This is a genomic window from Leptotrichia hongkongensis, assembly GCF_041538065.1.
Taxonomy (GTDB): Bacteria; Fusobacteriota; Fusobacteriia; order Fusobacteriales; family Leptotrichiaceae; genus Leptotrichia; species Leptotrichia hongkongensis.
On sequence record NZ_JBGORW010000006.1, the window covers coordinates 58,856 to 84,371 of the forward strand.

24 protein-coding genes are annotated in these 25,516 nt (G+C 29.7%); 3 read left to right on the plus strand and 21 right to left on the minus strand.

Annotated features, from left to right (window positions below; all coding sequences use genetic code 11):
* Positions 1-6: 6 nt before the first annotated feature.
* The 3 genes from ACEG17_RS05800 to ACEG17_RS05810 all read right to left on the minus strand — a co-directional run bounded on the left by ACEG17_RS05800 (position 7) and on the right by ACEG17_RS05810 (position 4,049).
* A complete protein-coding gene (locus ACEG17_RS05800; RefSeq protein ID WP_299573212.1) occupies positions 7-552 on the minus strand; it encodes a hypothetical protein in 546 nt (181 codons plus the stop codon).
* Positions 553-822: 270 nt separating this feature from the next.
* A complete protein-coding gene (locus ACEG17_RS05805; protein WP_026745831.1) occupies positions 823-1,785 on the minus strand; it encodes an AEC family transporter in 963 nt (320 codons plus the stop codon).
* 158 nt (positions 1,786-1,943) lie between these two features.
* Positions 1,944-4,049, minus strand: coding sequence for a glutamine synthetase III family protein (locus tag ACEG17_RS05810; RefSeq protein WP_372582929.1), 2,106 nt, complete (start codon positions 4,047-4,049; stop codon positions 1,944-1,946).
* 322 nt (positions 4,050-4,371) lie between these two features.
* Here ACEG17_RS05810 and ACEG17_RS05815 point away from each other — a divergent pair, with 322 nt between their 5' ends.
* The gene (locus ACEG17_RS05815) at positions 4,372-5,691 is read left to right on the plus strand and encodes an MATE family efflux transporter (protein WP_372582930.1); all 1,320 of its coding nucleotides are present in this window, start codon (positions 4,372-4,374) and stop codon (positions 5,689-5,691) included.
* A gap of 83 nt (positions 5,692-5,774) precedes the next feature.
* Positions 5,775-6,122 carry a winged helix-turn-helix transcriptional regulator gene (locus ACEG17_RS05820; RefSeq protein ID WP_372582931.1) on the plus strand — a complete coding sequence of 116 codons (348 nt, stop codon included), beginning with the start codon at positions 5,775-5,777 and terminating at the stop codon, positions 6,120-6,122.
* 152 nt (positions 6,123-6,274) lie between these two features.
* On the opposite strand, the gene ACEG17_RS05825 is transcribed toward ACEG17_RS05820, so the two are convergent.
* Complete coding sequence (locus ACEG17_RS05825) at positions 6,275-6,598, minus strand: type II toxin-antitoxin system RelE family toxin (protein ID WP_372582932.1); 324 nt, start codon at positions 6,596-6,598, stop codon at positions 6,275-6,277.
* Positions 6,598-6,825 (minus strand): DUF6290 family protein, encoded by a 228-nt coding sequence (locus ACEG17_RS05830; protein ID WP_372582933.1) that lies wholly within the window; start codon positions 6,823-6,825, stop codon positions 6,598-6,600. Before ACEG17_RS05830 ends, ACEG17_RS05825 begins: the two co-directional genes overlap by 1 nt.
* Before the next feature lie 121 nt (positions 6,826-6,946).
* Here ACEG17_RS05830 and ACEG17_RS05835 point away from each other — a divergent pair, with 121 nt between their 5' ends.
* On the plus strand, positions 6,947-7,615 hold the full coding sequence (locus ACEG17_RS05835; RefSeq protein ID WP_372582934.1) for a hypothetical protein: 669 nt from the start codon (positions 6,947-6,949) through the stop codon (positions 7,613-7,615).
* A 205-nt stretch (positions 7,616-7,820) separates the two neighbouring features.
* Here the strand turns inward: ACEG17_RS05835 and ACEG17_RS05840 are convergent, their stop codons facing one another.
* The 16 genes from ACEG17_RS05840 to alaS all read right to left on the minus strand — a co-directional run bounded on the left by ACEG17_RS05840 (position 7,821) and on the right by alaS (position 25,436).
* Complete coding sequence (locus ACEG17_RS05840) at positions 7,821-8,234, minus strand: hypothetical protein (protein WP_372582935.1); 414 nt, start codon at positions 8,232-8,234, stop codon at positions 7,821-7,823.
* Between the two features lie 544 nt (positions 8,235-8,778).
* Entirely contained in the window at positions 8,779-9,828 is a 1,050-nt protein-coding gene (locus ACEG17_RS05845; RefSeq protein WP_147005983.1) for a 2,3-butanediol dehydrogenase, read from the minus strand.
* Positions 9,829-10,015: 187 nt separating this feature from the next.
* Entirely contained in the window at positions 10,016-10,147 is a 132-nt protein-coding gene (locus ACEG17_RS05850) for a hypothetical protein (protein WP_372582936.1), read from the minus strand.
* Positions 10,148-10,364: 217 nt separating this feature from the next.
* Complete coding sequence (locus tag ACEG17_RS05855; RefSeq protein ID WP_372582937.1) at positions 10,365-11,312, minus strand: acetyl-CoA carboxylase carboxyltransferase subunit alpha; 948 nt, start codon at positions 11,310-11,312, stop codon at positions 10,365-10,367.
* Between the two features lie 32 nt (positions 11,313-11,344).
* Positions 11,345-12,196, minus strand: a complete 852-nt coding sequence (gene accD / locus ACEG17_RS05860) for an acetyl-CoA carboxylase, carboxyltransferase subunit beta (RefSeq protein WP_299570744.1) — start codon at positions 12,194-12,196, stop codon at positions 11,345-11,347.
* A gap of 108 nt (positions 12,197-12,304) precedes the next feature.
* Positions 12,305-13,279 carry a pseudouridine synthase gene (locus ACEG17_RS05865; protein WP_372582938.1) on the minus strand — a complete coding sequence of 325 codons (975 nt, stop codon included), beginning with the start codon at positions 13,277-13,279 and terminating at the stop codon, positions 12,305-12,307.
* Positions 13,280-13,294: 15 nt separating this feature from the next.
* Positions 13,295-14,398 (minus strand): rod shape-determining protein RodA, encoded by a 1,104-nt coding sequence (rodA, locus tag ACEG17_RS05870; RefSeq protein ID WP_372582939.1) that lies wholly within the window; start codon positions 14,396-14,398, stop codon positions 13,295-13,297.
* A 139-nt stretch (positions 14,399-14,537) separates the two neighbouring features.
* Positions 14,538-15,758, minus strand: coding sequence for a M16 family metallopeptidase (locus ACEG17_RS05875; RefSeq protein WP_372582940.1), 1,221 nt, complete (start codon positions 15,756-15,758; stop codon positions 14,538-14,540).
* Positions 15,759-15,801: 43 nt separating this feature from the next.
* Entirely contained in the window at positions 15,802-16,878 is a 1,077-nt protein-coding gene (locus ACEG17_RS05880) for an LptF/LptG family permease (protein ID WP_147005988.1), read from the minus strand.
* Between the two features lie 13 nt (positions 16,879-16,891).
* Entirely contained in the window at positions 16,892-17,989 is a 1,098-nt protein-coding gene (locus ACEG17_RS05885) for an LptF/LptG family permease (protein WP_147005989.1), read from the minus strand.
* A 63-nt stretch (positions 17,990-18,052) separates the two neighbouring features.
* A complete protein-coding gene (locus ACEG17_RS05890; protein WP_372582941.1) occupies positions 18,053-18,634 on the minus strand; it encodes a CvpA family protein in 582 nt (193 codons plus the stop codon).
* Positions 18,635-18,645: 11 nt separating this feature from the next.
* Positions 18,646-19,743, minus strand: a complete 1,098-nt coding sequence (alr, locus tag ACEG17_RS05895) for an alanine racemase (protein WP_372582942.1) — start codon at positions 19,741-19,743, stop codon at positions 18,646-18,648.
* Positions 19,744-19,782: 39 nt separating this feature from the next.
* Entirely contained in the window at positions 19,783-20,754 is a 972-nt protein-coding gene (secF, locus tag ACEG17_RS05900; RefSeq protein ID WP_299574886.1) for a protein translocase subunit SecF, read from the minus strand.
* Positions 20,744-21,958 (minus strand): protein translocase subunit SecD, encoded by a 1,215-nt coding sequence (gene secD, locus ACEG17_RS05905; RefSeq protein WP_299574884.1) that lies wholly within the window; start codon positions 21,956-21,958, stop codon positions 20,744-20,746. Before secD ends, secF begins: the two co-directional genes overlap by 11 nt.
* A gap of 348 nt (positions 21,959-22,306) precedes the next feature.
* Positions 22,307-22,723: a Holliday junction resolvase RuvX gene (gene ruvX / locus ACEG17_RS05910; protein WP_372582943.1), complete on the minus strand. Its 417-nt coding sequence runs from the start codon at positions 22,721-22,723 to the stop codon at positions 22,307-22,309.
* A 97-nt stretch (positions 22,724-22,820) separates the two neighbouring features.
* Complete coding sequence (gene alaS, locus ACEG17_RS05915) at positions 22,821-25,436, minus strand: alanine--tRNA ligase (protein ID WP_372582944.1); 2,616 nt, start codon at positions 25,434-25,436, stop codon at positions 22,821-22,823.
* Positions 25,437-25,516 lie beyond the last annotated feature (80 nt).

Below are 25,516 nucleotides of genomic sequence, written 5' to 3' on the forward strand. Positions count from 1 at the left end.
CTTAAATTAGTATACTATATCTTCTGTCGGAAGATACCCGCTATCTTTCAAAGTTTTTAACATTTTTTCACTTGTTTTTGAAAAAATTTCGTTGTTATAATAAGTTTTCCAATCTCCATCAACTTTATCTGTATCCAAAATATACTTAAATAGCATAAAAGTGTCCTTTTTTCTTGCATCATAAGCATATAATCTAAAAGTATAGTATCTTGGTTTATCTTTTGTATCTTTTTTTGGAAGATTTGTAGGTATGAGTTTAGCAATATCATTCTCAAAATCAACTAATATTCTAAAAATGTTTTCATAAGTAAGCTCTTTTCTTTCACGTATATTATAAACCAGCCCAACTTCAAGATTCCCTATTCCAACGTAATATGTCATAAAATCACGCTCAACATCACAATAAACATTTCCTTTTAATCTAGAACGGCTTATTAATTCAATTTCCTTAGATACATATATATTAGGATTTTTTATCCATTTACAGGTATTTATATTTGAAAATGAAATTCCTGATACCAATAAAACAAGTATTATTATTAATTTTTTCACTTTTTCCTCCTAAAATTTACAATTATCATATTAAATATTTTATAAATTATTCATTATAATTAGTTTTGAAAAAATATATTTTAAACTTATAACCAAGTGTGTTATTAGTTTCAAAAAGGTTTATATATTTTTTATTTTATCTTTTATTTCCGTTATTTAATTTTTTCAATAAAAGTTTACCATATTTTTTTATTAATTTCAAGATTTACTCTATTTTCAAATTTTTGCAAAAAAAGAAAATCAAATTAATGATTTTCCAAATTTAAAATTTTATATATGAATTATATTCAAAATGCTCATCAGAATTGGAACAACCAATATAAATAAAATCGTACTTGTTGTAACTACATTTGTGGAATATCCAATATCTCCGTTAGTTTCATTAACTAAAATTGGCAATGCTGCAAACACTGGTGCTGCCGACTGTATCACAAACGTTTTTATTTCCAAATCATTTAACTGTACAAAATGTCCAGCAATTTTCAACAACACAATCATGACAATTGACGAAAATACAAATCTTCCAAGTAAAGCCAAATTTGTATCCAAATCAAACCGAATACTGTGAAGTCCCGCATCTGCCAACACTATTCCAATATAAAGCAATGCAAGAGGTGTTACAACGCTTCCAAGATATTTTGTAGTTTCCACAATTGGAGTTATTACTTTTATGCCTGACAAAAGTACAATAAAGGCTATTACAAAAGCAATAAGTGGAGGCGATAACAACTTTTTCAGATTAAATCCACTTTTTTCATCTTTATTGCCTTCCAATGAATCACCTGCCAGAAGCATATACCCTAAAGTCCAAATTGATACAGTATTTGTAATATAATACATTAAATAATATTTGGAAGCTGCTTCTCCAAAAAGTGCCATATTCAACGGAAGTCCAATAAATATCGTATTTGCATTTACTACCGCATTATAAAAGACTCCACGTCGTCCTTCTCTCATCTTCACCAGCTTTATTACAAAAAAAGCTGCAACATATCCAATAATAACCGAAGCAAATGTAAAAATCAAACGATTTGACACTTCCTTCAAAGCATCCATATTCAAATATTTCAAGACTGAATAGAATATTGAACAAGGCAAAGCCACATTTGTAATAAGTTTTGACACATTTTCACTAAATGTGTGATGAAACCAGTGCCTTTTTTTCAAAATATATCCAATCGCAATCATAACAATAATAGGGAAAATACTTCCCAGTGATTTCAAAAAAATCATTTTTAAACTTTCCTTTCTTTACTATACCCATTTCTTTCAAAATCAAATCTAATAATTCCATAACATTTAAAGTTGATTTTACAACAATTCACTACAAAAATATTATTTTAAACAAACAAAGCAAGGACTCGTTAAAGTCCCTGCACTTTTTATCAATATTATAACTTAAACAGTAAATCAGTATAAGTTGGGAAATTCCAGTATTCCTTATCAATAATTTTTTCCAAATTATCACAAGGTACTCTTAATGCTTCCAGTCCTGTTACTAATTTTTCTTTTGCTAAATCTGTCTGTTTTCCTAAATCTTTTTCATTTCTTACTCTGTTAATTTCTTTTTCAAGTGATTTTACTTCTTTTCTTAAAGTTGTAATATTTTTAAGCACATCTTTTAATATTTCTTCCTGCTCTTTTACAAACGCTTTTCCATATTTTGAATTTTTTTCAATATGATCAGCTAATAAATTGGCATATTTTAATCCAGATGGCAAAATGTTTTTATTTGCAATATCAATCAATGTTCTTGATTCTATGCTTAATTGCGTTACATATCTATCTGCATAGGCATTGTATCTTGCGATAGATTCCTGTTCAGAAAGCATTCCAATTTCCTGAGTTAATTCAAGGACATCTTTATCTATCATTTTTCTAAGTGCTGTATTTGAAGCTACTTCGTTTGTAAGTCCACGTTTTTTAGCTTCTTTTGCCCATTCTTCACTATATCCATTTCCATTGAAAATTATTCTATGATGTTTTTTATAGGCATTTGCAATAATTTCATTTGCCACTTTTTGCAGAGATTTCTCAGTTGCTTTTTCAAGTTTATCTGCATATTCAGACAGAACTTTTCCTACCATAGCATTTATTACAGCCGCAGAAGTTGCAGGTGTAGAGCTTGACCCTGGCATTCTAAATTCAAATTTATTTCCAGTAAATGCAAATGGCGAAGTTCTATTTCTATCTCCAGCATCCATGCTAAATGCAGGCAACACATCAACTGACAAGTTTACTTTTGATGATTCTGACACAGGTGCATCTTTTTTATATGCAATATTATTCAAAACCGTTGTCAATTCATCTCCTAAGAATACTGAAATAATTGCAGGTGGCGCTTCGTGTCCACCAAGTCTATGATCATTTGTCGCAGTTGCAGTCGCATATCTTAACATTGGATAATATCTGTCAACAGCTTCAATTACTGCAGCCACAAAGATTAAAAATTGCGTATTTGATTTCATATCTTTTCCAGGACTGAAAAGATTTTTACCGTCATCAGTTCCTAGTGACCAGTTATTATGTTTCCCTGAACCGTTTACTCCTGCAAATGGCTTTTCGTGAAGCAATGCTACCAAATTGTGTCTTAATGCTGTTTTTTCAATAGTTTCCATTATTATCTGATTCTGATCTGATGCCAAGTTTGCTACTGAAAATAGTGGTGCTACTTCAAACTGGTTTGGAGCAACTTCATTATGTCTTGTTTTTGACGGAATCCCTAATTTCCAAAGTTCAACATCAACATCACTCATAAAGTTTATTACTTTTTCCTTGATTTTTCCGTAATAGTGGTCACTTAGTTCCTGCCCTTTAGGTGCAGATGCTCCAAATAATGTTCTTCCTGTAAGCAATAAGTCATCTCTTGCTTCAAACATATCTTTTTTTACAAGAAAATACTCCTGCTCCACTCCTAAAGTGTTAAATACGTGATTAGCCGTAGTATTTCCCAAAGCTCGTAAAACTCTTAATGCTTGTTCACTTATATATTTCATTGTTCTTAATAAAGGTACCTTTTTGTCCAACGCTTCACCAGTAAATGAAATAAAGGCTGTAGGAATATACAACGTAACTCCATTTTTATTTTCTCTTATAAATGGGTACGAACTTGTATCCCAAATTGTGTAACCTCTTGCCTCAAATGTGCTACGAAGCCCTCCGTTTGGAAATGAAGATGCATCAGATTCACCTTTTATCAAATTATTTCCAGAAAATTTGTAAATAACTTCCTCATTTTCAACAGGTTCCAAAAATGAATCATGCTTCTCTGCTGTCAAGTCATTTAATGGCTGAAACCAGTGACAGAAGTGAGTAGCTCCTCTTTTAGTTGCCCAGTCCTTAATTGCATTTGCAATAACTTCAGCAGTTTCCTTCGACAATTCAGTTTCACCTAGTTGCGACGCCTTAAACTCTTTAAAAACGGCTTTGGAAACTCTTTTTTTCAAATTACTGTCTCTAAAAACGTTTTCTCCAAAGCTTTTCATAGCGTTTTCCATAAAATTTAACCTCTTTTCTGTATCAATTTCTTATGGAACAGTGCTTTTCCACTCTCCATTTTTCTAACTATGTTTTATTATACAATGTGAGAAAATATAAGTCAAACAAAAATTTTTTCATTTCTTATTTCTTTATACATAAAAAATATATAGTAATTCCATTAAAAAAAGGTTGAATTATATCTACAATTAATTCTTTGATTCTTAAATATTACTTCTATTTATACGTATATTGAGATACTCACAAAAAAGTATGTTATTCATATCAAACGAAATAAATGCTAAAATATCAATTAACAGGCAATAAGGAGAAAAAATAAAGATGAAAGATTTAACAAAAGGAAACGAATTAAAAACTATAATTTATTTTTCTTTACCAATTTTAATAGGAAATTTATTTCAGCAGATTTACAATATTTCAGACACAATCATTGTGGGAAATTTTTTAGGAAAGGAAAGCCTTGCAGCTGTAGGCTCAAGTTATCAGATTAATGTACTTATAATAGCTATTTCGATAGGAATTTCATTAGGGACAAGCATTCTAATTTCTCAATATTTTGGTGCAAAAGATATGGAAAATTTGAAAATCACGGCAAACACAGGGTTTATTTTTTCCATAGTTTCATCTCTTATTGTTACAACATTAGGTTTTTTACTGTCAAACAATATTTTAATTTTAATTAATGTCCCGCAAAAATTATTAATGGAGGCAAATATCTACTTAAAAATTATTTTTATTGGAGTTGTTCCAACTTTTGGCTACAATTCTCTTACAAACACGCTAAAAGGCATAGGCGATTCAAAAACGCCGACTTACATCTTAATTACCGCAGTGATTTTAAATATTATCCTAGATATATTTTTTGTAGCAGTACTAAACTCTGGAGTTGCAGGGGCTGCAATTGCAACTGTTATTTCACAGTTTATTTCCTTTTTTCTTTGCTTACTTTACATAAAATTTAAATATCCGAATTTAATTTTTCAAAAACATTATTTCAACTTAAATTTTAATATTTTAAAAGAAATACTGATTATTGGAATGCCAGCAATGTTACAGCAAGTTTTAATCAGCCTAGGATTTATTGTTATTCAAATTCTTGTAAATGGATTTGGAACAGACTGTATTGCAGCTTTTATTTCTGCTTCCAGAATTGACTCCTTTGCAGAATTGCCATCCATAAATTTAGGACAGGCGTTGATGACTTTTACAGCCCAAAATTATGGAGCCAAAAAAATGGATAGAATAATTAAAGGTGGAAAAGATAGCCTAATTTTAGGAATCACATTTTCCATCATAATCTCAATTATTATTTTTATTTTTCCAGCATTCTTTATTTCAATATTTAACCGAAATCCCGAAGTGATTTTTATAGGAAATCAATATTTACGTATAATTTCAGCATTTTACGTAATTTTCTGCACAATGCAAATACTAAATGGATTACTACTAGGCTATGGAAAATCCTTAGTTCCATTAATAGCCTCCATTACTTCATTTTGTATGTTTCAAGTGCCTCTAGCCACTTTACTTTCAAAAACATCGTTAGGCTACAACGGAATTTGGATTGCCGCACCGATAGGATGGACAGGAGGACTGCTAATTCGAGTATGGTATTTTATAAAAATTTCTAAAAAAATATAGAAAAAACAAAAGAATTATAGTAAAATCAAGATTATTTGGTGTTTTTTAAAATTTCAAATAATTTCATTGAAAGGAAAACTTATATGGAAGAAAAAATTTACACTTGTCCACTGGAACTAACTCAAAAAATATTATCAAAAAAATGGACAGTCATTATATTATGGCTTTTAAGACACGGAAAAGTCAGAACAAAAGATTTCAAAAATCAAATAAAAGGCAGCAACGAAAAAATGATTATCGAGCACCTGAACTATTTAATTGAAGAAAAACTTATTGAAAAAAAGGAATACGATGTTTATCCCAAAAAGACAGAATATGTTCTTACAGAAAAAGGAAAAGATTTGTTACCTATTTTGGAACTTATGCAAAGTTATGGAAAAAAATATTATGCCAAACGGAATTTGATTGTATACAAAAAAGATGATAAATAATTAGTTGTTTAGGCCATTTAATATCATCTTTTTCTATAAATTTTATTTATGAAATATACTCCAAATCTTTGAATATTTTTATGCGCTTTTTTTATTTAATAATTCCTTTATAATCTTATTTTTATAAATAAAATTATATTCATATTGTATATTTACTTTATTTTCCCATCTTTATATATTTTTCTCTTTTTATTTTTATAAGTTTCTTTTCTATCTGAAATTTCTATAATTAATATTAGTAAAACATCATCCTTTATTTCAGCCACGATTCTATAAGAGCCTACCCTGTATCTCCATAATCCTTTTAAATTTCCAGTTAATGCCTTTCCTCTTTGCTTTGGATTTTGTGTACCTATTAAATTTTCTAAAATCCATTTTTTTATAAGTTTAGCAATAGCTTTATTTGTTTTACTTAATTTTTTTAAATCCTTTTCTGCCGATTCAGTAAACTTAACTTCATAAATTTGATTTTCCATTATAGTTCTAACCTTTTAAAAACCTCTTCAGCAGAATCAGTTTTTTCAGATTTTGCATTTTCCCATCTTTTTAATATTCTTTTTTCATCTTCTTCAGTTATTTCATCATATATTTTATCTAAAATCAAATTACGGACAAAAGAAGACATATTAAGATGATTTATATTTGCATACTCTTTCAGGAATTCTAAATCCTCTTTTTCTATTCTCAATGACAATGTTGGCATTTCTATTCCTCCAATTGTAATATTTGTATTACAATTATATCAATTTTTATTCTATTTGTCAATATATAAAAAATATGTTAAAATACTAACAAAACAAAACTATCAAAGGAGTTTATTACCTATGAAAAAACTACTAATTTTTCTACTACTATCATTATCAATCCAGCTATTCTCAGCCAATTATAAAGTTGTCCTAAAGAAAGGGATTACTTTATCACAGCAGGAAATTACAAAAAATAACAGTGAAATTGAGATTGCAGCTAAAAGGGATTATGATTCAATTAAACGAGCAGTATCAGTTGGGATGAAATCTATGATTTCCAGAATGATGGATGAACAAATTCAATTACCCGCAATAAGTCAAAAAAATTCTCTTAAATTTCAGAAAAAAATGAACGAATTATATAATGACATGTTCGATTATATAATGAATAAAAACAAAATTGACGTTGAAAAAATAAGATATGTTACAAATGATATTGTCGAAGTAACATTAAATATAAAAACGCCAGATATCACAACAAGTTTACAAAAATATTCAGAATTAATGAACAGCAACTTTCTAAACGAAAAAGAAATGAAAAATCTAGATAATTTCTCAGAAGACGAAATCTTTGATAAAATAATAACAAAAATGTTTAGCTCAATGAAACAAGCCTTCCAAAGAATCGATAAGTATGCTTCTATGAAAACAACAATTTATTTAGAAAAAGATAATGGAAAATGGGGAATTGCTGAACTTGATGAAAAACTTAAAAACTTTAGAGAAATATATAAATCCATAAATTAATAAACAATTATAAAAGGGCTATCTATTTTCAGGTAGCCCTATGTTTTATTAATTGCAATATTTTCAAGGAATATATCACAATATGCAATAACTCCTTTTATTATTATTTTAATTGCCTGTATATAAAAACTATTTAGCTTTAATATAACCTTTATCCCTATATTCAAAATATTCTTTTATTCATTGTGATATACACCTCTCATTTTTAATTTGATTTCTTATTATATTTCAATGGCATAGGTCTATATAATATTTGATACAACATTTTATTTGGAGAACAGTCTAAGATTATGCTTTTATCATTTTCAACAAAGTTATCGATCACATAGATGCTATTATTGCTATCTGAAATTTTTATTATTTCTTTACTTTTATAGTTTTTTGATTTTGAAAAACTATATTTCTTATGAACTTTATCAGAGTAAATTGTTCTTTTTTCAGCATTATTAAAATCGTCATAATTAAATTCCATTTTTTCTAATAACTCTTTTAATATTTCATTTATATTTTTTATTTCACAAATAACAAAAGTATTTTTTTTATCTTTACCTGATGAAAAAGCATCAGTAGTATAATTACATGCAATTACATGCATACTTAAAAAAAGTGGTAGTTTCATCAAGATTTATCACCAAATCATATGAATTTAAAAAATTTTTTCTAATAGATATAAATTTTATGTCGTCATAATAAATTTCTTTTTTCATAAATAATCCATTAATAGTTATTTTTATTTTTTCAAAATTTATTACTGTGTATTTTTTCAAAAAAATTGTAATAATAAATCTATAAAAAATATATACAATTTTCCCAACAAATATACCAAGGATATCAATTAGGTTAAAATCAAACCAAGAATATTTTATTTTCATCTTTTCCCTTTCATTTATTTCTAATTTTTTTATTATATTCCACAAATTTATATCATAATTTTATGATACAGTCAATCTACTTGAAAATTTAAGAAAAATATTTAAAAATAATGAATTGATTATAAATATAGCCTAGTTTCTTACTCTCATTTTAAACTAAAATTTCTAAAAAAGGATAAGTGACAAATTAAAAGGATTAGTCCCTGATTTATTTAGAAACTAATCCTTATTAATAAGTTAAATTAAGTTTTTCCGATTTTTAAGCTAGTATATACATCTTATATTTTACAATTATTTAGGCGACACTAAAATCTTAACTTGGCTTTTTTCTTTTACAAGTGCTTCAAATCCTTCATTTACGATATCTTCTAATTTAATTCTTTTTGTTACTAATAAATCTTTCGAGAAGTATCCTTGTTTCATTAATTCCAATGTTTTAGGGAATACATCACGGTATGCGATAACTCCTTTTATTGTTCTTTCTTGAATTACTACTTCATTTGGCTGTATTGGAGCTTCTGTTTCCCAAATACTTACAACCATCAATTCTCCATCTTTTTCAGCAACTTCCAAAGATTGTTGCAATACAGCAGGAACTCCTGTAACTTCATAAGAAACATTTACTCCGCCATTTGTTTTTTCCTTTATATATTCAACTGTATTTACTTTTGTAGGGTCTACAATTATTGCCCCTAATTTTTTAGCAATTTCTTGTCTTTCAGGTGAAACTTCCACAGCATAAATTTCTGTTGCTCCAGATGCTCTCAATGCGTCAATTATAAGAAGTCCAATTGGTCCGCAACCAAATACTGCCGCTGTATCTCCTGTATTAAATCTGCTTTGTCTAACTGCATAAACTGCTACTGCTGCAGGTTCTGTCAATGCTCCCTGTTCATAATCAATTTCATCTGGTAATTTGTGAGCCTGATCCTCATTTACAACTACAAATTCAGAAAATCCCCCTCCTCCACCAGCAAGTCCGATAAAGTTCAAGTTAGGATCCAAATTATATTTTCCAATTAATCCATTTTTTGCTAAAATTGGCTCAACCGTAACTCTATCTCCTACTTTAAATTTTGTAATTCCACTTCCTATTTCCACAACTTCTCCACAAAATTCGTGTCCCATTGTAATTGGGGCTTTTTCATTTGTATATGGATGTGGAGCATTTGCTGGAATAAATATTGGTCCTCCTAAATATTCATGTAAGTCACTACCACATATTCCCGAATATTTTACCGCTATTTTAATTTGATTTTCTCTTGTAATTTCTGGTACTTCAACTTCTTCCACTCTTACATCTTTTCTATTGTGCCATCTTGCAGCTTTCATTGTTGCCATTTTAATTTCCTCCTATTTTTCTTATTTCATTTCTTACCTTAATAGTATACCCTACTTTTTCTTAAAATCAATATCTCTTATAATTTTTAAAAAATAAAAATTACAAATCTCTATTTAATAAATGCTCTTTAATAATAATTCTCTTTTAAAAATAGGAATGAATTTTTGTAATGGGATTGTTAAATATCTAACAGCTTTTTCCCTCTTTTTTATTTTCGTAGGATTGCTCATTGCCGCAAATCCTACAACCTATGGCTAGTCTACGACATTTTTCTGCACTGACAAAAAACTCGCTATACTCAAACAGTTTTGCCAGCACAGAAAAATGCTCCGACCGATTATTTTATACTAGACTCTGTTTAAAAAACGAAAATTACATCTTAAAATTACTTAAAAATGCTAGATTTATATTCTTTACTAAAAAAGTTTGTAATAAATTCGTTATTTAAATAAGATTTAATATTACTTCAAAATATAAATAATAAAAAAAGGATTATCAATCACTTATGATAACCCAAAATAATTATTTTAAATTTTTATTCTTCAAAAAATTCGCCCATTTTTCTATATTTATCATATCTTCTTTTTAGCAATTCCCTTAATGAAAATTTGTCTATCCGCTTAAATTCCTTCACAACCATTTCTTTTAAATTTTGCGCTGTTTCTTCAAAGTTTCTGTGGGCTCCGCCTAAAGGCTCTTTTATGATTTCATCTATTACTCCAAGACTTTTTAGGCTGATAGCATCCATTCTTAGACTTTTTGCAGCTTCTGCAGCTTTTGTTGAATCATTAAAAAGAATTGAGGCACATCCCTCTGGGGAAATAACAGAATACACACTATTTTCAAACATTAAAATTGAGTCTGCTACACCAATTCCTAATGCTCCTCCACTTCCACCTTCTCCAATAACAACAGATACAATTGGTACACGGAATCCAAACATTTCCGCTAAATTTTTGGCAATAGCCTCTCCTTGCCCTTTTTCTTCGGCTTCTATTCCAGGATATGCTCCAGCTGTATCAATTAATGTCAGAATTGGTAATTTAAAACGTTCTGCCATTCTCATTAATCTAAGAGCCTTTCTATACCCTTCAGGACTCGCCATACCAAAATTTCTAAAAATATTTGATTCAATGTCTCTTCCTTTTTGCTGCCCTATTATCATTATTTTATAACCATCAATTGTTGCAAGCCCTCCTACAATCGCATTATCATCCTTTGAAAGCCTATCACCGTGAAGTTCTACAAAATCCTGCGTCAATTCTTTTATATAATCCAAAGTATATGGTCTTTGAGGATTTCTTGAAATTTGAATTCTATTCCAGGCATCCATTTCATTTTCCTCAAAATCTCTATATTTATCTTCGAGGTTTTTTTCAAGTTCTGTTATTTGAGCAGAAAAATCAATGTTTCTTTCAGCTGAAAATCTTTTTAACTCAGCTATATTATCTTCCAATTCTTTAATTTCATCTTTTATACTCATATTCTATCCTTTCGTTTGAAAAATTTTAAAACTTACACTAATTTTTCCAATACTCTATAAATCGTTGTTTTTAAGTCTTTTCTTTCTGAAATTATATCAATCATTCCGTGTTCTAGCAAAAATTCTGCCCTTTGAAACCCTTTTGGCAATTTCTGATTTACAGTCTGCTCAATTACCCTAGGCCCTGCAAAAGCAATAAAAGCATTCGGCTCTGTTATAATAACATCTCCTAGCATTGCAAAAGAAGCTGTCACTCCACCAGTAGTCGGATCAACAGGTACAGAAATAAACGGAATTCCTGCTTCATTCAATCTTTTTACTGCTCCTGAAGTTTTTGCCATTTGCATAAGTGACAAGATTCCTTCCTGCATTCTTGCACCACCAGAGCTTGAAACTACTACAACTGGTATTTTTCTTTTAAGCCCTCTTTCTAATGCCCTTGTAATCTTTTCTCCAACAACAGATCCCATACTTCCACCCATAAAGCTAAATTCCATTGCGGCAATACTCACTTCTAGTCCATTAATTTTTCCAACTCCGCTAATAACACCATCTAACATTCGGCTTTTCTCACGTGCTAATTCTAATTTTTCCTCATATCCAGGAAAATTTAATACATCTTTTGAATTAAGTGTCATATCTTCTTCAATAAAGGTTCCTTCATCAATTAACAGCTCAATTCTTTCAAAAGCTGTAAGCCTAAAATAATTTCCGCATTTTGGACATACATTTAAATTATTTTTCAAATCCTCATTATAAATAATCTCATTACATTGATTACATTTTTTCCACTTATTGTCATCTACAATATCAACTGTCAATTTTGATTTGGATGTAAGTGTTACATATTTATTTTTTGATTTTCTGCTTGAAAATAATCCCATTTTCTTCACCTCTCAAGAATTTTATATTTTTAAGTTAAAATAACAGGTGTTATAATACTCTATATGATACTATATTTATATTAGATTTTTCTTTGATAAAAATACTTTTTAAAAAAATGCTTTGTCTATAATCGAAAAATTATAGTTGTCAAAAGAAAGTGAATAACAACAAAGAAAAAATCTGTTACTTCCATCTTTTATTCCATACTTCTTATCGCCCACTATAAAAAGACCTTCGTGAGCAAGTTGAGCTCTTATCTGATGTTTTCTTCCAGTAATCAGTTCAATATCTAAAAGTAAAATATTTTTATTATTTTTTTCCAATAATTTTAATATTTTTTTTGAATTTTTTAATTTATCAAGATTTATATGCTTAAAATAAGTGATACTTTTTTTCGACTCTCCTGAAATAGGTTTTTCAGAGACAATAACTTTATTTTCCATTGTTGTCAAACAATTTTCAATTTTAAAATCTTTCAAATTAAGATTTTTTTCTTTAAACTTAAGATGTTCAGTTATCTTTCTATTATGAACAATCGCAAAATATTTTTTATGGACTTCATTATCTCTAATTTTTTGAGAAATATATCTAAGAAACTTTAAGGTTTTACAGCCAATAACAAGACCCGATGTTTCAAAATCGAGCCTATTCGCAAAATTAATATTTTCGCTTTTATAAATTGCCTTAAAAACTTCAGCAAGTCCATATTTATGTCCAGTTCCTTTATGCATCGGAGTATTTTCCTTTTTATTCACAATAAAAAAATCGTCATTTTCAAAAATAACCATTTTTTTATATTTTTCCAGATCACTTTCTAAAATTTTTAAATTTTTCACCTTGGCTATATTCACACTTTTTTCTGTTTTTTCAATATTTCCTGAAGACAAATTTCTAATTATAATTTTATCATTTAGCAAAAGGCGATAATTCTCTTTTGATTTTTTTCCATTAATTTTAATATCTCCAGACCTTATCGCTCCAAAAATTCTGCTAAGCGGCTCTTCCTTAAAATTTTTTCTTAAATATCTGTCAAGCCGCATTCCTTCCATCTCAGAATTTACAATAACTTCCTTTTTCTCCAAGATTTTCCTCATTTCTTAATTATTATGAATTTTTATGCTTTCAATTATTCCTATCATTATAAATGAAGCTAGAAACGAGCTTCCACCGTAACTCATAAACAATAATGGTTTTCCTGTAACTGGAACAAGTCCAATTGTCATTCCTACATTTACGATTACATGCATAAAGATAACTCCTGCTAACCCATATAATATGAGGCGGCCAAAATCATCCTGTATAATCCGGGCTATCCTCATAATCTCATAGATTAACATAAAATATAAAAGTAAGACTAATGAAGAGCCTACAAATCCTAATTCTTCAGACAATACTGAAAAAATAAAGTCTGTTTGTGCTTCAGGTAAAAATTCCAATCTGCTCTGACTCCCTTGCAGAACTCCTTTCCCCATTATTCCTCCTGCTCCAACAGAAATTTTTGATTGAATTACGTGCCATCCGCTTCCTTTTCTATCTTTTTCAGGATGCAAAAAAGTTTCCACACGGTCTCTTTGATAATCGTCCAAAACAAATCTATAAACTGGATAAACTGACAATAAAACTACAATTCCTATTACCCAAATCGGCTTCATATCTGCACCGTATAAAAAAATCATAAACAAAAATGAAGAAATTGTTATCAGTGTTGTTCCCAAATCAGGCTGTATTAAGATTAATAAGATAAGCGGCAACGCAGGAAGAATAGAACCAATAATATCCTTTAAGTTATTAATTCCTTCTCTGTATTTTGTTACAATCCAGTACGCTATAATCAAAATAATCCCTACTTTTACAAATTCTGACGGCTGTAGCTGAAACGGTCCCAGTGCAATCCACCGTTGTGCTCCAAGCGTCTTTTTCCCTGCAAATCGAACCAGAAGCAACAAAGCTGCTCCTATTCCATAAATATGCCAAATATATAATTTTAGAATTTTATAATCAATCGAAGCTATAGCAAACACTAGTATCGTTCCTATTGCAATCCACAGAATGTTCCTAATAACCATACCATTTTCCCTTGTTGCACTATATACAAATATAGTGCTGATTGTTGTAAGAGCATAAACGATTGATAAAATCATTTTATCCATCCGAAAAATACTATTTTTTATTCGGTCAGTTAATCTTTGTTTTTGAAACATTTTTTTCTCCTAATTCTTATTTTTAGTAATAAAGTTACTTCAAAACTAAATTTAAAAGTTATAACTATTTGTTCAATCTAATACTGACTGAATTTTGAAAAATTCAATCACACTATTAAAAATTTTGTTAGTTAGTTAGTTAGTTATTGATATTTCCCAAAACCGTTATATTTTCTGATAAATATTTCGTTTTTGCAAAAGTATTTACATCCTCAATTTTTACTTCATTAACTTCATTTTTCATTTTTTCAGTATCTAAAATTTCATTTTTTCTAATATAATAATTTCCTATAATTCCCATTCTTGAACGTGGATTTTCCATTGCAAAGGCAATTCTGCTCATATATTTGTTTTTTGCTTTCTGAAGTTCATCTTCTGTAACTCCATTTTCACGTAACTTTTTAAACTCTGAAAGCGTTATTTCTATTGCCTTTTCATAATTTTCCAGATTCGTTCCAATGTATGTCGATGTCAAGCCTCCTGACAAATAATATTGATTATATGTGTATACAGAATAGGCAAGTCCATTTTTCTCACGGATTTCCTGAAAAAGTCTAGAACTCATTGAACCACCAATAATATTTGCTAAAATATCCGTGTATATTTTATTTTTGCTGTTATAATCTTCACTTTGATGAGAAATACAGATATTAACTTGATTTATATCTTTTGAGACAATTTTTTTTCCAGCATTAAATGAAAAATCTATTTTATCACGTCTATCAATCTTTTTATCACCTAATTTTGAAAAATATTGATCAATTTTCTGAATAATCTCGTTTTTATCAAAATTTCCAGAAACTACAACCAAAATATTGTCTTTTGTGTATCTTTCCTTATAATATTTTCTGATTTCATCTGCAGTAAAGCCTTTTACACTAGCTTCTGTTCCAATAATAGGCTTTCCATACTGCCCATTTATACTGTCTGCATAATTCATTTCAAATACCAGATCATCTGGTGAATCCTTATACATCTTAATTTCTTCCACGATTACATCTTTTTCTTTTTCTAGCTCCTTTTCATCAATCGTAGAATTTGTAACAATATCAAACAAAATATCCACAGACTTTCCTAGAAACTGTGTTAAGGCATTTATATAAAAAACTGTTTCTTCTTTAGTCGTATGTGCATTCACATTTGCTCCAAGATAGTCAATTTCTTCAGAAATTTCAAAATAATTTCTAGTAGGAGTCCCTTTAAAAATCATATGTTCCAGTACATGGGAGATTCCTTCCTCCGTATCACTTTCATCTCGTGAGCCAGTTTTTACAAATACTCCAACTGAGCAGGTAGAAATACTTTCAAGCCTATCAAAAATAACTTCTATTCCACTATTTGTCCTTATCTTCTCTATCATACCATTCCCTTCTTTTTCATTTTATAAAAATCAAAAATATTTATTAGTATTCAGAATCCCTAAATAATTTTATTCCAACTATTAAAAATATAATTAACGGAATAAAACAAGCTGCATAAATTGGAACTGCTCCAGATACTGCCATCGAACGTAAAATCGTGCTGACACCGTAATAGGCATAACCAATTATTACAGATAATCCTATATTTAGAGCTGCTCCCCCTCTTACATACCTACTTCCTAGCGAAAGTCCAATTAGACACATAACGAATGAAGATAATGCAAAAGATATTCTATAATAAAATTCTATTCTTAAATTTAAGGAATCTGCTCCAACTCTTGTAAAATAAACTACCTTTTCACGTAATTCAGGCATTGTCAAATTTTTTGCCTTGACTGGACTTGCCAGTACATCCTCCATTTTTGCAATAAATTTGAATTTTTTTGTATCAGCAGGCTTCATTAAATTAGTTTTATCATCGTACTCCTTTAAGTCTTTAAAAGTCCATTCATTTGTTTTGGGGTTAATTTTTCCAAAAGGAGAAGTGTATATTTTGCTTATTTCCTTAAAGCCTTTTTCAAATTTCAGTATTTCAATATTCTCCATGGTTCCAGTATTTTTATTTGCGTGTTCACTAAAAAGTACTGTTTTTTTGTCAATTTTTACAAAAATAAATTTTTTCTCCGCCTTGACAGGTTCCTTATTATCAATTTTTAAAGATTTTAAATTTTCTTTTTTAGTGTTTGATTTTCCTAAAGCGTCGTAATTTAACCAAAATACGCCCATACTTACAAGAAATGAAAAAATCATGGGAAATAAAGCTATTCTTGCGAAACTGATTCCACTTGTTTTCATTGCTGCGATTTCCAGCTGTTTTGCCATCTTGCTTATACACAGAAGGCTTCCAAGCAGAACTCCAAGAGGAGCTGTATTTGTTATTATTTCAGGTGTTCCGTATCTCAGATATCTTATGGCATCATGTCCTTTAAGCTTTCCGTCCATAATCCATCCCGTAAGACTAATACTTTCAGCTAGTAAAAATATTAAGAAAAACATCATCATTCCTAAAATAAAACTTTTTACATAGTTTAGAATTATATATTTATCTAATTTATTCATACTCCTCCTTTCGCTAATTTCCTTTATATTTCTTTATTGAAAAATATATGCACATTATAAATAAAACAAAATTAGGAACCCACATTGCAATGTTTGCAGGTACATTATTTTTTAGCACCATGATCTTTGCATAACTTGCCATTCCTATATAACCAAATATAACAATCAAACTTATTCCAAAACTTATTCCTCTTCCACTTCGTCTATGCCCTACTGAAAGCAGTACTCCCAGCCAGCATAAAAATGTACTTGCAAATGGTCCTATAAGTCTTTGGTAAATTTCTACCTGTGCTTTTAGTGCAGTTTCCTTTTCTTCAGGATTTTTTATATTCTGTTTATAAAATTCATTCAATTCTTTTATATCCATCTCTTTACGGCTTTTTTTTACTTCTTTCTTATTTTCCCTAAAAAAAGTAGTGATTGGTATTTCCTGCTCCTGATACAAAGCAGAAACTTGGCTATTACCGTCTTTATCAAAAGCGTATCCTTTTACTTTCTTTAATCGTATAATTCCTGGATCAAATTTTGCATTTTCTGCAAGAAATACTATAGGATATGGATTATCTCCACGTTTATTTATAATCAGGAAATTCTTAGCTGTTGCTTTTTCATTATTTACTTCATCAATGTAAAATCCGAAGCCTTTTTCCTCATTTGTCAAAAAAACTTTTTCTTCTGACAATGAACTTGGTTTTGAAGCCAGAATTTGTTTTGTCTGTGCATTTATATTTTTTAAGGCACGGGGATTTACATATATTTCAAGCCCTAAACCAATCAACGTCAATATTATTCCAAAAATAAATGCTGGTCGGATTATTCTAAAAAGTCCTATTCCAGAACCTTCCATTGCAACAATTTCATTCGTTTCTGAAAGTCCTCCATAAACAAGCATTACCCCAAGAAATGCTCCCATAGGTATTGTCTGTACAAGAACTCCCGGTATAGCATAAAATAGATAGTCTATTATAGATATAAATGGCAAATCACTTGCAAACAGACGTTCCATAACTTCCATTATCACATTTAACATCATAATAAATGTAAATATGCTAATTCCAAATATTGACGGCAAAAAAAGTGAATTGTAGATATATCTGTCAATTATTTTCATTTTTATCAATTTTCCTTTTTTATTTTTATCTTATAATCATTTTTTATTTCTGTACCAAGGTGTTTATTCAATATCTTTTGTTTTTTCAAATTTATCTGGTTTTGGATTTTTATAATTATTTAAAACATCATCTATTACTTCTTTCTCTCTCTGGCTAACAACATATCTTTCCACATCATCTTTTATGAATTTTGGAAAAGAATCTGCAAATTTTAATGCATGTTTTGTCATAAACTGAATGGAAAGGCTTTTGTCCCTTATTTCACGTATTCTTTTACTTCCTATAGATCCTGTAATTACTGTAATATAAACAATAACTGCAACAAAGAATAACTCCATTATTCCAAATATCATTCCAGAAAATTTATCAAATCTTTTTATTTTTATACTTTTTAAAAATTTTCTATTAACTATAAGAACTACAGAATAGACAATACATTGGACTAAAACTATAATAACAAAAATTTTTAACTGATTTTGAGGTTTAATTTTCTCTGAATTAAAAAAAAGTTTACAAATATAATTTGTTATAAAAATAATAAAAATATATTTAAACATATTGAAAAATTCCAAAGAGAATCCTCTTCTATATCCAAGAAAAATAAATATTATCAGTAAAACTATAAAGCCAATATCCAGCATCATTTTCCCTACCTCTATTTTTCCACATAAATTCTAGGCACTCTCTGACTTATTCCACACAAAATCTCATACGAAATAGTATTACATAAATCAGCAACCTCTACAACACTTATATTTTCACCAAAAAATTCTACAACATCGCCTTTTTTAGCTTCATTTTTCAATTCTTCAGGAAGTAAAATTATAAGCTGGTCCATACAGACACGTCCTACAATCTCACATTTATATCCTTTATAAAAAACATAGCCTTTATTTGACAAGTCACGTCTTACTCCGTCAGCATATCCAATAGAAACTGTAGCATAGGTCTTTCCAGCTTTTCCTTTATAAGTATTTCCATAACTTATAAAACTATCTTCCTTTAATGTCTTTATATAGCTGATTTTTGCAAAGAGAGACATTACTGGCTTAAATTTATACGGAGCTGTTTCTTTGTCTGTAACCCCTCCATAAAGTATAATTCCCACTCTCACAAAATCTTCTATGCTATCTTGAAACTTCAAAGTTCCAAAACTGTTGTGCAGATGTCTGTATTTTATTGATGATATCCCACTTGATATTTTTTCACACATTGCTTTAAATTTGCTTTCCTGCAATTTTGTATAGTCTTTGTCACTATCTGATGATGAAAAATGCGAGAAAATTCCTATTGGATTAATATGATTGGAATTTTTAAGAATTTCATTCAGTTTTTCAGTCTCACTTTCTTGAAAGCCTACACGTCCCATTCCTGTATCTATCTTTATAAACACATCTGTAGTTTTCCCTTTTTCTTTTCCAGTTTTTTCCAAATATTCTATTTCCTCAAAATCTGTTACCATAAAATAAATATTTTTATCAGCAATCAAATCCATGTACTCATTTTCCACAGGTCCTAATATCAGCACCATAATATCATCATGAAGTTCTTTTATTTTAAGCGCTTCGTCACTTGTTGCAACTGCAAAATTCTTAATCCCTTTTTTTATAAGAGCATTACAAATTTCAAGCATCCCATGTCCATAAGCATCTGCTTTTATAACTGCTATTATTTTGTCTTTTGTCACAATTTTTTTAATTTCATCAATATTGCTATACAAATTATTTATATTTATTTCTGCCCAGCATCGCATTTTTCAATTCACCTTCTAAATTTATCATTTTATTTTTGATTATACTAGCACTTTATCTTTTTCATCATATCCATTTACTGTTTTACCAGAACTTTTTATAACATCTTTAACTTTAGGCTCATTTTTACCTTTTTTCATTATGTAAACTAAAGGACTTGCTACAAATACTGATGAATAAGTTCCAACAAGCATTCCTACAAATAGAGTCATACTAAATGTTTTTAATGTATCTCCACCTAAAATCAGAAGTACAATTACTGAAAATAGAGTTGTCAATGAAGTATAAATCGATCTTGTGAACACTTGATTTATTGATTTTTCAATAACAAGATCAAATGGTTCCACAGTTTTATTTTTACCTTTTCTATTTTTCTGAATATTTTCACGAATTCTATCAAATACGACAATCGTATCGTTAATAGAGTATCCTAAAATTGTAAGAATTGCGGCTATAAATGGAGTATCAATCTCATATTTAAGTATCGCAATAACTCCAAAGGCAATAATAACATCGTGAATAAGTGCTATCACTCCTGCCAGAGCATAAACAAACTCAAATCTTATAGTAACATAAATAATAATCAGGATACTTCCTATTATTAAAGACTGAATTGCATTTGCAGTTAATTCCTTACCGATTACTGCTCCCACAGTTTCATTTTTTACAACTTGATATTTACCAGTTTTTTTGCTTAATTCTGACATTATTTTTGTTTTTTGCGTATTATCAAGCTGCTCTGTTTTTATGATAACAGTATTATCTGTATCTGAAAACTGAACTCTTTTTGCCTTTAATTTAGGAATTTCGCCAATTAAACTGTTTAATGTCTCATTCACTGCATTTTGATCAATTTTCTTATCATATTTTAACTGAATTAACTCTCCACCTTTAAAATCTACACCAAGATTTAGCTTTATTGCAAACAGCGAAATCAATGAAACTATAACCATTATTGCTGAAATACCTAAAAAAAGGTTTCTACGTTGTATAACTTTTAAATTAATCTTCATTTAAAGCTCCTTTCCAGAACAGCTGTTCTCTTTTTATGTTAAATGTTTTTATGAATAATTTTAAAAATATTTTTGAAACAAATACTCCTGTAATTACAGTAGCAACTACACCAAGTGCCAATGTCACTGCGAATCCTTTAATTGGCCCAGTTCCTAGGAAAAACAGCACAGCCGCCACAAGCATTGTAGTCAGATTTCCATCAATTATGGCAGGAAAGGCATTTTCATAACCTCTTTCAACTGCATCATGAAGCGATTCTCCAAGCCGTAATTCTTCCTTTATTCTCTCATAAGTAATTACATTTGAATCAACTGCCATTCCTAATGTTAATATAAATCCTGCAATTCCAGGAAGTGTCAACGCTGCACCGATTCCGCTAAGTAATCCTAAAACTAGGACTCCATTTATTAAAAGTGCTATATCTGCAACAATTCCAGGTATTTTATAAATAGCAATCATAAATACTGAAATTACACCTAGAGCAATTAACCCAGCTATTCCAGTCTGTCTTATTGAATCTACTCCAAGTGTTGCTCCAACTGTTCTATTTTCAACAATTTTAATTTCCACAGGCAATGCCCCTGATTTTAACAGATTTGCAAGATTATTTGCTTCTTCGATTGAAAATCTTCCAGTTATAATTCCGCTTCCTCCGTTAATTTCACTGTTAATTGTAGGTGCTGACTGTTCCTTGTTATCAAGCATTATTGCCAGCTGTTTTCCTATATTCTCCCTTGTAATCTTAGCAAAAGTGTTTGCTCCTTGTGAATTTAATTCAAAACTTACAGAAGGCATCCCAACCTGATCTCTAGAAACTCCTGCTGTCTTTAATGCAGAACCTTCCAATAAAACAGGCCCGTAAGAACCGTCCTTATTTTTTATTCTAAACTCAAGTTTCGCTGTCGTACCAATCAATTCAATAGCCTTTTGAGGATCTTTTATCCCCGCAAGCTCCACTATCAATTTATCATTTCCACTAAGCTGAATAACAGGCTCAGCAACTCCAATACTATTTACCCTTCTTTCAATAATATTTTTAACTTTGCTCATTGTATCAGGCTCAATTTTCCCCTGTGCCTGTAATACAACTGATGTTCCACCACGTAAATCAAGTCCCAGTTTTACTTTATTAAAGTACAAAATAAGAGCTGGAACAAAAATTACCAAAAATAACCAAACATAATGTGATTTTTTATTCTGCATTTTTTTATCCTTTCTTTTTTTATTTAAATATCTATTCTTATAAATATGTTTAATATATTTTTATTACTTTTTAAGTTTTATTTATTTTTAAGTTTATTTAAGCAAGGACATCAAACGCCATGTCCTTGCATCCCGGCTTTACGTAAAACTTTCTTATAAAAGAAAAATAGAACTCGCTTTTCAATTTCAATTATTTTTAATATAAATAATTAAATATATTTCAAAATTTATTCCAAAAGCTCAAACAGCTATTTTTCTTTTAACGAAATTTTGCTTATTTTAAAATATATCAATGCTTATAATAAAATTTAATTGTTATTCTAATTAAAAATTTTACATTTAGAGTTTTTAAGTCAATGTATCAAGATATTTCTGCAAAATTATTGATGCTGCAACCATATCTACTACTTTTCTACGTTCTTTTCCATTCTTTTTGGAATAGTTTTTTAGATAATGCTCAGCTTCTGTTGTTGTGTAACGCTCATCTACAAAGATAATCTGAATATTTGGAATATTCTTTTTCAACTCTTCCACAAATTCCTCTACTTTTTCCACCTGACGTTTTTTCGTGCCATCAAGGCTCTTCGGCATTCCCACAACAACTTTTTTTGTGCCTTCATCATCTAGTATTTCCTTTATTCTTTCAATAGGATTTGTCTTTGTTCTGTCAATTACTTCGAGAGCAGTTGCAAGAATTCCCAAAGGATCGCATTTTGCAACTCCAATTCTGACATCTCCTACATCTAATCCAATAAATTTTTTCATTTTTTATTTCTCACTTCTTAAACAATTTACTATTTTATAGACTTAATAATATCTGCTTTAGTAAAAATCTAAATCTGCATATCTAAAAGTAAATTTATTATAATTTTTCAGTTACAAATTCAAATGCTTTTTCAACAGCTTCTTTTACAGCACTTCCATCTTTTCCACCAGCCTGTGCAAAATCAGGACGTCCTCCACCGTTTCCGCCAGCGACTTGTGCTGCAACTTTTACTATTTCTCCAGCCTTCACTTTTGAAACCAGGTCTTTTGTAACTCCAACTACAAAAATTGCCTTTCCATTGTTATTTGTTCCCAAAATGATGATTCCAGACTGCATTTTTTCTTTTCCTCTGTCTACAATCTCTTTCAGTTCATCAACATTTTTATCTTCAAATGAAGATTTTAACACTTTCACACCATTTACTGCTTCAACATTTTCAAGCATTTCATTAATTTCATATTTTACAAGTTTTGTTTGCATTTCTTCATGCACTTTTACTGCAGCTTTCATATCTCCAATATATTTTTCGATAATATCTACGACATTTTTTTCATCTGTTCTAAAAATATCAGATATTTCTTTTATTTTTTCTTCAAGCCTATTTACATAATTTAAGCTCTTATGTCCAGTTGTAGCTGTAATTCTACGTGTTCCTGAAGCAATTCCGCTTTCAGACTCAATATTGAATAATCCTATTTCTCCTGTTGATTTAACGTGCGTTCCTCCACAAAGCTCGATAGAATATCCGTCAATTTCAACAACACGGACTATATCTCCATATTTATCCGAGAAAAGTGCCATCGCCCCTCTTGCTTTTGCATCTTCAATATTTTCATAATTTATTTTTACCTGTAAATTTGATAAAATAATGTCATTTACACCTTTTTCAATTTTTTCAATCATTTCTGGACTGATTGCTTCGTAATGTGAAAAGTCAAATCTTAATTTTTCATCATCCACAAGCGATCCAGACTGCTCTACATGTGTTCCTAAATTTTCTCTTAAAACTTTGTGTAAAATATGTGTAGCTGTATGATTTCTCTGAATATCTTTTCTACGGTTTACATCAATTTGCATTTTCACTTCTACGCCTACCGCTGGAGCAATTCCCCTTGTAATTTCAACCTGATGAATAAAGACATCGTGTTTTTTAACCACGTTTACAACTTTTCCTTCAAATTCTCCAGAAGTGATAATTCCTGTATCAGCAACTTGCCCTCCAGATTCAGCATAAAACGGAGTTTTATCAAAAATCATCTCATATCCTGAAATTCCTTCACTTTTGGCAATATGTAAAAGCGTGCTTTTTTCCTCAAAATTTTGTGAATATCCAGTAAATTCAGTTTTTCCGTGCTTTTCAAAAAACTCATCTATAAATTCATCTTTTATCATATCAGAAATTGTTGTTCTGCTATCCTTTGAACGTTGCACCTGTTCTGCCAGTTTTTTCTCAAATTCTTCTTCTGATGCTTCAAATCCTTGATTTTCCAAAATTAATTTTGTAAGTTCAAATGGGAATCCAAAAGTATCATACAATTTGAAAGTCAGTTCAGCCGGTAATTCTTTCTGATTTTCCGCTTTTAATTTCTGAATTTCTTCTTCAAGCATTTCAGTTCCATTTTTCAAAGTTGTTGCAAATCTTTCTTCTTCCAGTCTTATAACCTTTTCAATATATTCCTGCTTTTCAGCTAATTCTGGGTATGCTTCATTCATTGTCTCAAGAACGTAAGGAACTAATTTATAAAGAAATATATCTTCTTTTTCAAAAATCTTCTGTTTTGCAGAACTTCCAGCTCCAAAAGCACGTCTTATAATTTTTCTTAAAATATATCCACGCCCTTCATTTGACGGCAACACTCCATCTCCAATCAAAAATACAGAGGCTCTAACGTGATCAGCAATAATTTTTATTGCTTCCTCATTTTCATTTCCTTGAATTTCAAGTACAGATTTTATACCTTTTATAATATTTGTAAACAAATCAGTATCAAAGTTGTTATCCTTGTTTTGTACAACTGAAGCAATTCTCTCAAGTCCTGCCCCTGTATCAATATTTTTTTCTGGAAGTGGCACAAGTGAACCGTCTTCAAGCCTGTTCCATTCAGTAAATACCAAATTCCAGATTTCTAAAAATCTATCTCCGTCATCTCCTGGCTTTCTGTCAGCTTCTTCGTTATTTTTTCCCATATTCTGAGTATCGTAATAAATCTCACTGCAAGGTCCGCAAGATCCTACAGGTCCTGCTGCCCACCAGTTATCTTCTTCTCCAAGCCTAACAATTCTTTCTGCTGGCACTCCAATTTCCTTGTTCCAAATTTCATAAGCCTCGTCATCTGTTTTATACACAGACACCCAAAGTCTGTCCTCTTCCAGTTTCAATACTTTCGTTATATACTCCCAAGACCACTCAATAGCTTCCTTTTTAAAATAATCTCCAAATGAGAAATTACCTAACATTTCAAAAAACGTATGATGTCTAGGCGTTCTTCCTACATTTTCCAAGTCATTAGTCCTGATACATTTTTGATAAGTAGTGATTCTTTTAAATGGTGCCTCCTTTTCTCCTAAAAAGAACGGCTTAAACGGTACCATTCCTGCTACAGTCAGCAATAAGCTCTTATCATCCGGTATAAGCGATGCACTTTCAAAATGCTTATGCTCTTTTGATTTAAAAAAATCTACAAAACTTTTTCTTATTTCATTTCCTGTCATTATTTGTTTGAGATTGTTGAAACAATCCCACTCCTTTCCTATTGTATCTTTATTTTATTATTGTAAAATTATTATTTTTA

Bases quoted from the DNA above. Each gene is read 5' to 3' on its own strand.
- ACEG17_RS05880 (WP_147005988.1), bottom strand. From the start codon at position 16,878: ATGAATAAATTAGATAAATATATAATTCTAAACTATGTAAAAAGTTTT.
- secD (WP_299574884.1), bottom strand. From the start codon at position 21,958: ATGCAGAATAAAAAATCACATTATGTTTGGTTATTTTTGGTAATTTTT.
- ACEG17_RS05810 (WP_372582929.1), bottom strand. From the start codon at position 4,049: ATGGAAAACGCTATGAAAAGCTTTGGAGAAAACGTTTTTAGAGACAGT.
- ACEG17_RS05845 (WP_147005983.1), bottom strand. From the start codon at position 9,828: ATGGCAACAATGAAAGCTGCAAGATGGCACAATAGAAAAGATGTAAGA.
- ACEG17_RS05890 (WP_372582941.1), bottom strand. From the start codon at position 18,634: ATGATGCTGGATATTGGCTTTATAGTTTTACTGATAATATTTATTTTT.
- alaS (WP_372582944.1), bottom strand. From the start codon at position 25,436: ATGACAGGAAATGAAATAAGAAAAAGTTTTGTAGATTTTTTTAAATCA.
- alr (WP_372582942.1), bottom strand. From the start codon at position 19,743: ATGCGATGCTGGGCAGAAATAAATATAAATAATTTGTATAGCAATATT.
- ACEG17_RS05830 (WP_372582933.1), bottom strand. From the start codon at position 6,825: ATGCCAACATTGTCATTGAGAATAGAAAAAGAGGATTTAGAATTCCTG.
- ACEG17_RS05835 (WP_372582934.1), top strand. From the start codon at position 6,947: ATGAAAAAACTACTAATTTTTCTACTACTATCATTATCAATCCAGCTA.
- ACEG17_RS05805 (WP_026745831.1), bottom strand. From the start codon at position 1,785: ATGATTTTTTTGAAATCACTGGGAAGTATTTTCCCTATTATTGTTATG.
- ruvX (WP_372582943.1), bottom strand. From the start codon at position 22,723: ATGAAAAAATTTATTGGATTAGATGTAGGAGATGTCAGAATTGGAGTT.
- secF (WP_299574886.1), bottom strand. From the start codon at position 20,754: ATGAAGATTAATTTAAAAGTTATACAACGTAGAAACCTTTTTTTAGGT.
- accD (WP_299570744.1), bottom strand. From the start codon at position 12,196: ATGGGATTATTTTCAAGCAGAAAATCAAAAAATAAATATGTAACACTT.
- ACEG17_RS05825 (WP_372582932.1), bottom strand. From the start codon at position 6,598: ATGGAAAATCAAATTTATGAAGTTAAGTTTACTGAATCGGCAGAAAAG.
- ACEG17_RS05855 (WP_372582937.1), bottom strand. From the start codon at position 11,312: ATGAGTATAAAAGATGAAATTAAAGAATTGGAAGATAATATAGCTGAG.
- ACEG17_RS05840 (WP_372582935.1), bottom strand. From the start codon at position 8,234: ATGAAACTACCACTTTTTTTAAGTATGCATGTAATTGCATGTAATTAT.
- ACEG17_RS05815 (WP_372582930.1), top strand. From the start codon at position 4,372: ATGAAAGATTTAACAAAAGGAAACGAATTAAAAACTATAATTTATTTT.
- ACEG17_RS05820 (WP_372582931.1), top strand. From the start codon at position 5,775: ATGGAAGAAAAAATTTACACTTGTCCACTGGAACTAACTCAAAAAATA.
- ACEG17_RS05885 (WP_147005989.1), bottom strand. From the start codon at position 17,989: ATGAAAATAATTGACAGATATATCTACAATTCACTTTTTTTGCCGTCA.
- ACEG17_RS05875 (WP_372582940.1), bottom strand. From the start codon at position 15,758: ATGATAGAGAAGATAAGGACAAATAGTGGAATAGAAGTTATTTTTGAT.
- rodA (WP_372582939.1), bottom strand. From the start codon at position 14,398: ATGTTTCAAAAACAAAGATTAACTGACCGAATAAAAAATAGTATTTTT.